7 protein-coding genes and 1 pseudogene are annotated in these 8,069 nt (G+C 54.5%); 4 read left to right on the top strand and 4 right to left on the bottom strand.

Annotated elements, in window-relative coordinates:
* Nucleotides 1-237 (top strand): annotated as a pseudogene (locus tag J2X72_RS09180) (hypothetical protein); the annotation flags it as partial.
* A 44-nt stretch (nt 238-281) separates the two neighbouring features.
* Here the strand turns inward: J2X72_RS09180 and J2X72_RS09175 are convergent.
* The 3 genes from J2X72_RS09175 to J2X72_RS09165 form a co-directional block, all read right to left on the bottom strand.
* Nucleotides 282-680, bottom strand: coding sequence for a hypothetical protein (locus J2X72_RS09175; RefSeq protein ID WP_210000069.1), 399 nt, complete (start codon nt 678-680; stop codon nt 282-284).
* A 108-nt stretch (nt 681-788) separates the two neighbouring features.
* Complete coding sequence (locus tag J2X72_RS09170) at nt 789-2,186, bottom strand: PAS domain S-box protein (protein ID WP_310070960.1); 1,398 nt, start codon at nt 2,184-2,186, stop codon at nt 789-791.
* A gap of 724 nt (nt 2,187-2,910) precedes the next feature.
* Complete coding sequence (locus J2X72_RS09165) at nt 2,911-5,094, bottom strand: PAS domain-containing sensor histidine kinase (RefSeq protein WP_310070958.1); 2,184 nt, start codon at nt 5,092-5,094, stop codon at nt 2,911-2,913.
* 123 nt (nt 5,095-5,217) lie between these two features.
* Here J2X72_RS09165 and J2X72_RS09160 point away from each other — a divergent pair, with 123 nt between their 5' ends.
* Nucleotides 5,218-5,721 (top strand): peptide deformylase, encoded by a 504-nt coding sequence (locus J2X72_RS09160; RefSeq protein WP_310070956.1) that lies wholly within the window; start codon nt 5,218-5,220, stop codon nt 5,719-5,721.
* Here J2X72_RS09160 and J2X72_RS09155 read toward each other — a convergent pair.
* Entirely contained in the window at nt 5,712-6,206 is a 495-nt protein-coding gene (locus J2X72_RS09155; protein ID WP_310070954.1) for a cupin domain-containing protein, read from the bottom strand. The genes J2X72_RS09160 and J2X72_RS09155 overlap by 10 nt on opposite strands.
* 247 nt (nt 6,207-6,453) lie before the next feature.
* On the opposite strand from J2X72_RS09155, the gene J2X72_RS09150 reads away from it, so the two are divergent.
* Both J2X72_RS09150 and J2X72_RS09145 read left to right on the top strand, forming a co-directional pair.
* Nucleotides 6,454-7,335, top strand: a complete 882-nt coding sequence (locus J2X72_RS09150) for a glycine betaine ABC transporter substrate-binding protein (RefSeq protein WP_210000081.1) — start codon at nt 6,454-6,456, stop codon at nt 7,333-7,335.
* A gap of 112 nt (nt 7,336-7,447) precedes the next feature.
* Complete coding sequence (locus tag J2X72_RS09145; RefSeq protein ID WP_310070948.1) at nt 7,448-8,068, top strand: ABC transporter permease; 621 nt, start codon at nt 7,448-7,450, stop codon at nt 8,066-8,068.
* Nucleotide 8,069: the final 1 nt, after the last annotated feature.

Below are 8,069 nucleotides of genomic sequence, written 5' to 3'. Positions count from 1 at the left end.
GTCAAGATGATGCGGGCAGTCGGGGATGTGGTTCCATTCGACTGGCGACTGATCGTCAATGGCTATCTTCCAGAATACGCCTATGAGCGCGGCGCGCTCGACACCAGTCTGCCGCTCGCGGATCTGCGGCGACGCGCCCATGTCGCCGAGCGGGCCAAGGCCGCAGGCCTCACGCCGGACTTTTCCCGGCTCATCAGGCTGGATGTGCCATCTCCATCTGCACCGCAAAAACAGTGAGAGGGAGGGAGGGACGTATGATTCGCTATCCCGGTCAGGCCGATTCAGGCCCGTCTGGCTTCGGGGATGACTGCGATCTCCTTGGAGAATATCACCACGGCGAAGATCAAAACGCCTGCGAAAACAACAAGCGACCCTATCCCGACGAGCGGTTCAAGCTGGACATTGCCAAGTTCCATGAAGTAGAGCGCCGGCAGCATGACGATCAGACCAAGCGTATAGACCACATAATGAACCATGGCCATTCTCTTGACTGCCTTGGCTGGGTTGAGCGCGTAATACCCACCGAAAATGGAACTGGAAACCCAGCCCAAGAGGTTGAGATGTGCATGAGCAGCGATCACCGTATGGTTTCCGGACATTCCCATTTGCAGGCCCATCGCGAGCCCGATCAGAAGACATATGATGGCCGTCTTGAAGAAAAGCTGAGAAATCTGTGGCATTTGGCTCCCCCTGAACCAGAATTCAATGATGCCGCGAATAATACACGCGAGCGACCGTGGTTTCCAGCAAGCCCAGTTAAGCATTAAGAATGAGGCTTGTGTGCTTCGTCAGGTGAGGGGAGCTGCAATGTTTTCCATTGGGGCGCGCAAAGTCCATACGAGGCGTTTGGGCGTTTGTTCGAGGGTGCCTGCCCCCCCAAGGGATAGGGGAGTTACGCGCTCCAGCACGATCTTGCCAAATCCATGGGCACGCCCAAGCCTTACAGGTGGCCCGTCAGATTCAGTCCACGCCAGATAAAAGTTGTTACCGTCATCGCCGACATACCAATCGATTGCGATGCTACCCCGGTCAGCGGAAAACACACCATATTTGGCCGAATTCGTTGCCAATTCATGGAACGCAATCCCCAGATACTGAACGGCATTGGGCTGCAGGACTATAACGGGACCTGAAATTGTAACGGCGGATTCATCGCCGAACGGCTTTATCTGCGCCAAAAGCAGATCTGCTACGGTCGCTCCGCGCCATTCGGCGTGTACAAGCAGATCATGTGATCGCGCGAGAGCCATGATTCTTTCCCGCACCTGCTGCTCGAACTCGCCACTATCTCCGGTGCGATTGCCGGTTTCGCGGATCATGGACAGAATGACGGCATATTGATTCTTGACGCGGTGGTTTACCTCCCGCATCAACATGACGATGCGTTCTTCCTTCTCCTTTCTATCGGTAATGTCGCGGGCAATCTTGGACGCACCAATGATGCGACCGGTCGAATCCTTGACTGGCGATACGGTCAGCGAAACATGAATCCGCACCCCGTCCTTGCGCACCCGAATTGTCTCATAGTGATCCAGGCGTTCACCCTTGCGGACTTTGTCGACGATGGACTCTTCCTCCCCCAATCTTTCGGGAGGAATAACAGTGGTGATCGAACGGCCAATCATCTCCTCGGCTGTGTAACCGAATACGCGTTCAGCACCCCTGTTCCAGCTCCTGACGATGCCTGTGAGGGTTTTGCTAACGATCGCATCGTCGGATGATTCCACGATCGCCGCGAGGTGCTGAGCCGACTCTTCATTGCGCTTCTGTTCTGTGAGATCAACCAGCATATTCAAAGCGCCAATAACTTCGCCACTCTTGTCCCGGAGCAAAACAGGGAATGGACGGAACGCAACCCGGGTGCCGTCGGGCCGCTCGGCTATTGCTTCCAGTCCTCGCACCTCTCTGCCTTCGCGCAGGCTCGTCGCCATGGGACACTCGTCATGCCGCATCGGCGTTCCATCAGGCCAGTACAATTTCCATGATCCGCACCAAGCCTCTTCGCTGATCCGCGGCTCACGACCCCAAAACTCCGCCGCGGCTCGGTTGTAGAAATTAATGATGCCGGATTTGTCTGTCGTATATACGGGAATGGGAAGTGCCATGACCAGGGAATCACGGATGACGCTGTCCATGCTGTGCAAAGCTGCAAGCGAAGAACTAAAGTTGCTTTGCGCAATATCCACTATTTTTCCTGCTTCAAGTAACTACTTGCCTGCCGGTTCTCGAATGAAGGGGAACAGTCGACAACAGCATAACCCCATCTGCGAAACTATCTGCAATGACTTTGGTTCCAATAGTGCCCAGGCGCACCAAGGGCCAGAAGTGGCGCCTGAAGCGGTGAGAGTAAAGGGCGGTCTTTCCTCCCGGCCGAACGGTTCGACAGCCGGTTCAAGCGCCATTCCTACCGGATTTTGACCTAAAGTCCCAACAATAGAATGGGCCAGTTTCTCTTGGAAACCAGCCCATACCAAACCCATGCGCTATCCGTCGGACGCACACAGCTCTCCGAGTTTTCATCCCGATCGGGTCAAATCCCCGATAGTCAAACCGCAAAGACGACGGCTGCAACTGCCAGCGCGCCAAACAAAATCATTGAGCATGTCATCCAGTTGGAGATATCGCCGTTTTCTTTCGTGTGTCGCATCGCCTGACTCCTCCTGAGCGTAGCCGGATAGGACCGGCGCGTTCTCAAAAAAATCATAAACACCCGTCGCTGATTCCAGTTCCCAGCGATCAATTCAAATTGTGGTGATCATGTGCTTGACCCAAATCATGGAAGGCTTAATCCCATTATCCCGGCCTCACTGGAAGGGATTATAGCGCTTTCAATGTAGAGCGCAATTTGCGCTGTGCCTTAGTTTCATCACATTTTGATATCGAGTGAAACGAAAGCGATATCGGTGAAACTCAGGCTGCGCTGGCCTCGACGAGCTTTGGAAAAGTCATCCGCACCATCGCTCCGCGACCGGTATGAAAGCTCGCAGGGGCATCCAGCATTTCGAGATGCCCACTATGATCTTCGACGATTTTCTTGACAATGGCGAGGCCGAGACCGGTGCCCTTTTCGCGCGTCGTCACATAAGGCTCGAGCAGTCGATGACGATTGTCAGCGGGCAATCCTTTGCCGTTGTCGAGCACTTCAACAATGATGGACGAACTGGTGCTGACAGCACGAACGAGAATGAAACCTTCTTCGATCGCTCCGTTCTGGAGCGCTGCCTCAATGGACTCCGAAGCGTTCTTGATAATGTTACCGAAAGCCTGACCAAGGAGTCTGTTGTCGAAATTTCCAACGAGCGGCTCGTCGGTAAAGTCATGCTCGAACTTGATCTGGTTGTTACTGATTTCCACGAGAAAGGATGCGTCGCGCAACACATCGCGGATGTCCGTTGCTGCGAGTTGCGGCTTGGGCATACGAGCGAATTCAGAAAACTCATCGACCATACGACCTATATCGCCCACCTGGCGGATAATCGTTTCGGTGCATTGGTCGAAAACCTCGCGATCGTCGACAATGACCTTGCCGTAGCGGCGGCGAATGCGCTCGGCGGAGAGCTGGATTGGCGTTAGCGGATTCTTGATTTCATGGGCGATGCGGCGTGCGACGTCCGCCCAAGCGGACGAGCGGTGGGCAGCGACCAGATCGGTGATATCGTCGACGGTCACCACGTAGGAGGTGTGCTGCGTATCGGCGTCTTCCCGGGTAATCTGAACGTTGAAAGAGCGTACGACACCATTGCGGGTAATGCCTATTTGCTGGCGGCTGGAAGACCGGCCGTTCTCCCGCGCCGCCTCGAATACAGCGCCGATTTCCGGAAGGATATCAAGGAGGTTCTTGCCGATAGCGAGTGAACCATCTATCGACAGCATGTGCTCGGCTGGCCGGTTTAGACCGGCAATATCGCCTTGCGAGTTGACGCTGATAACGCCGGCGGTCACGCCGGACAGAACCGCTTCGGTAAAGCGCCTGCGCTCATCGATCTCGTCCTTTGCCGAGATCAGATCGTTATGCTGGGTTTTCAACTGCTCGACCATATTATTGAACGTATGAGATAGGGAGCCGATATCGCCATCCGAAGCGCGGACAGGCACTGAGACGTCAAAATTGCCGGTGGCAACGTCGCCGGCAGCGCCAATCAAAAGGCGAATGGGCCTGACCACACGATTGGCGACGGCGATGCCAGTCCAGACGGCGGTCAAAAGCAGCAACAGTGTCAGCTCAATATAGAGCAACGCGTAGGCGATCTGTGTATTCTTCCTGTTGCTCGCCAGCGACTGATATTCGGCATTGTTGTCGGTCATGACGCGCATGTTATCCAGTGCCGAAGAATCCACGGCGCGGATCGTATAGAGGTACAAATCCGGCAGCGCCTGCATCTTGATGATGGCGCCGACGAGGTTGGTGGCTTCCGGCGGTATCAATACCGGCCTGTCGCCCGCCGCAGTTTTCAACGCCTCCAGCGGTGCTTCGGGAAGGCTGTGATCGTTGAAAAGTTGGGCGCTGACCACAACCTCACCGTTGGCTCGGACCAGGGATGCGCCAAGCAGATTGTTGCGGCCTGCATCGTAAGTCAGCCAATTTTCGAAGGCGCCTCGATCAAGACTGTACAGCATCCGCCGCTGATCGAGATCGATCGCCATTGAAAGTGTTGTGGTCAAAAGACTTTGCGCATTGTCCTCGGTGTAGGACTGAGCCGCCTTGATTGACATATCAATGATCTGATTGTTCTCGGGATTGATCCAGGAGTTTAACCGATTGTCCAGGACAATGAGTGAAAAACAGGCAACCATGATCGAAGGGATCGACGCGATCAGCGCGAAGATGATTGCTATGTTGGTATGCAGATCCCGGTGCTTTTCCTTGCTCTTGAACAGAAACAGTTTCCGGAGCGTCGCATAGGATAAATAGATCAGTACCAGAATTGAAACTGCGTTGGCTGCAATGATGATTTGCGTCGTCCGTTTGGTGGGCGAGATGTCGGTAATACCCATCATGATGACGAACGAAACAATTGTTGTCGCCAACGTCAGGAGCGTCATGATCAACGCGCCTTTCGGCAGAACCTGCGGTTTGACTACGGTCTTGCTCATTTGCTGTCGATTATCGGTCGCAGCGTTGCTTGTAAAGGAAGCTTGCGCTCCGAATGCGGTTTGAGGCACGAGGCTGTAGCAGCGTTGCTCATGTGCCACGTCCCAGTTTGAAAGGTCCAAGTTTTGACGATACGCCCAATCCTCAAATATCCGCATCCCTTGCTGCGTTCATCGGCTGAAGGCGTTACCGAATTTGGGAATGATCTCCGTTTGCTGGCAGATGACCTCCTGGAGACAATGCGGGCAGCGCCGGGAATAGGCATAACCGCTCCACATATCGGCCTGTTGAAGCGCATTGTCGTTCTTGAACTTGATCGCGGGCAACCAGCTCGCTTCTATGTTAATCCGGAAATCGAATGGTTTTCGGCTGACACCGTCCGGCACGAAGAGGGCAGTGTTTCTATGCCAGGTGTTTCTGACGAGGTCGAGCGGCCCGCTTCCATTCGGGTTCGCTATGAGGATCTTGCGGGCGTGTCCCAGACAGAAGAAGCGGCCGGTCTCCTGTCCATCTGCTTACAGCACGAAATCGATCAGCTCGATGGCATATTCTGGATCTACCGTTTGTCGAAACTCAAACGTGACAGGTTGATCAAGCGTTATGAGAAGCTCTCGCGCAGTCAGCGGTGAATCGGATCCTTCCATAAAACACCCTCCGGCATTTCTACCGGCTGAATATCGAGATTGACGACGACAGGCTCCTGACCGGAGCGGACAAGGACGCATTCAAGCGCTTCGTCTGTACTGGCGTTTATCTCCTGATGCGGCACATATGGCGGCACAAAGATGAAATCGCCGGGGCCGGCTTCCGCGACATATTCCAGCCTTTCGCCCCAGCGCATGCGTGCGCGGCCTTTGACCACGTAGATAATGCTTTCCAGATCTCCGTGGTGATGCGCGCCGGTCTTGGCGTTGGCGTGAATGACAACGGTTCCTGCCCAGATTTTTTCGGCTCCAGCCCGGGCGCGATTGATGGCGGCGGCTCGGTTCATACCCGGCGTCTGTGCTGTGTTGGGATCAAGCGAATCGCCCGGAATAATTTTGACACCATGCTCCCGCCAGTCGACTGGGTGGTCATGCGCGCGCGCGTACTCCTCTTGATGTTCGTCTGACATCGATGCCTCCTGCCTCTTGGCGATGTTACGGGCAATGTAGCGAGGAGAATGCAATGACACCAGAGATCAACCGCTGTCAGGATGTGCGTGTATCGGTAGTTGCAAACGCATAGTAAATAATTTCTACTTCTCCCGGAACATTGGCATATTGTTCTGCGAACTTAGTGCCCGAGATTGCTAGCATGCGAATTCGATAACGAAACCAGTGGGATACAGATGAAATCCTACAGTAGCTGCGGGGAATACCATGAACTTGAAAAGTGTCGCCTCAATCGGGCTTGGCGTTTTGGTGGCATTGACGGCGGCGACGTCCGGCTTTGCGCAGACAGTGAAAATTGGCAGCAAGAATTTCACTGAACAGTTCGTCGTTGCTGAAATCTATGCGCAGGCGCTGGAGAAGGCCGGCATCACAGTCGAGCGCCGGCTCAACCTGGGCGCTACGCTCATCGCACATTCGGCACTGACGAGCGGCGAGATCGATCTTTATCCGGAATATACCGGGACAGCGCTTGCGGCGGTGGTCAAGGGCGACCTGTCGGGCTCGGCCGACAAGATTTACAAGGACGTCAAGGATTATTACGAGAAGAACCTGCAATTGACCCTGCTTGAGCCAACGCAGATCAACAACGGCTATGCCATCATTACGCTTCCAGAGACCGCCGAAAAATACAAGCTCAAGACGCTGACGGATCTTGGTCCAGCTTCCAAGGAGCTCTCCTTTGGCGCCGAAGGCGGCTTTGGCGAACGCAAGGATGGTCTGCCGGGGTTGAAGCAGGTTTACGGCATAGAGTTCAAGGATTTCCGCATCTTCGCCAAGCTTGGTATCCGCTACAGCGCGCTGACGAGCAAGAACATCGATGTGTCCTATGGTTTCAGCACTGACTGGCAGATCGCCGATAGCAATCTCGTTGTTCTGGATGACGATAAGCACCTTTTCCCTCCCTATTATCTTGTGCCTGTCGTTCGCCAGGATGCCTTGGCGAAAAACCCGAAGATTGCTGAAGTGCTCAACAAGGTCAGCCCGCTTTTGACCAACGAGATCATGCGCGACCTGAATGCCGCCGTCGAACGCGACAAAAAGGAACCAAAGGAAGTCGCTGCAGAGTTCCTGAAAGAAAAAGGTATTTGATTATACTCGGCGGAACCCAGCGGTTTCGCCGATCATTTGAACGTGTATGGCGGAGATGACCACATCTCCGCTATTTCATTGCTGAAGCGACCATACAGGCAGGACGGCACCCTTGAACTGGGCTCCCAAAAACATTCCGGAAATACTCACTGCGACGTGGCAGCACCTGGTTCTGTCGGTTTCCTCGGTGCTGATAGGACTGGTGATCGCCTTGATCCTCGGGATCATCTGTGCGCGACGGCCGAAGCTGTACGCTGTTGTCCTGACGCTAACAGGCATCATTTTCGTCATCCCCAGTCTGGCGCTATTCGCACTTTTAATTCCCTGGCTTGGCCTTGGGACAAAGCCAGCGCTGGTTGGACTGTCGTCCTATTGCCTGCTCATTCTCCTGCGCAATGTCGTAACCGGATTGCGCGGCGTACCGGCCGATGTTCTCGATGCCGCAGATGGTATGGGTTACAATGCCTGGCAGCGGCTTGTCGGGATCGAACTTCCTCTCGCACTGCCCCTCATTGTTTCGGGCATACGCATCGCCCTTGTTACCGTCATTGGCATCGCCACCGTAGCGGCCTTCATCGATGGCGGCGGGCTTGGCACGATCATTCTGATGGGGATCGATCAAAACTACACAGAGAAGATACTCGTCGGCGGCATTTTGACGTCCTTGATGGCGATCTTCTTCGATGTCGTGCTCAGTCAGGCCGAGAAATATCTCGTTCGGGGGAGGGCATGAC

The organism is Phyllobacterium sp. 1468 (assembly GCF_031455525.1).
Classification (GTDB): Bacteria; Pseudomonadota; Alphaproteobacteria; order Rhizobiales; family Rhizobiaceae; genus Phyllobacterium.
This window is presented reverse-complemented; position numbering and strand designations above follow the sequence as displayed.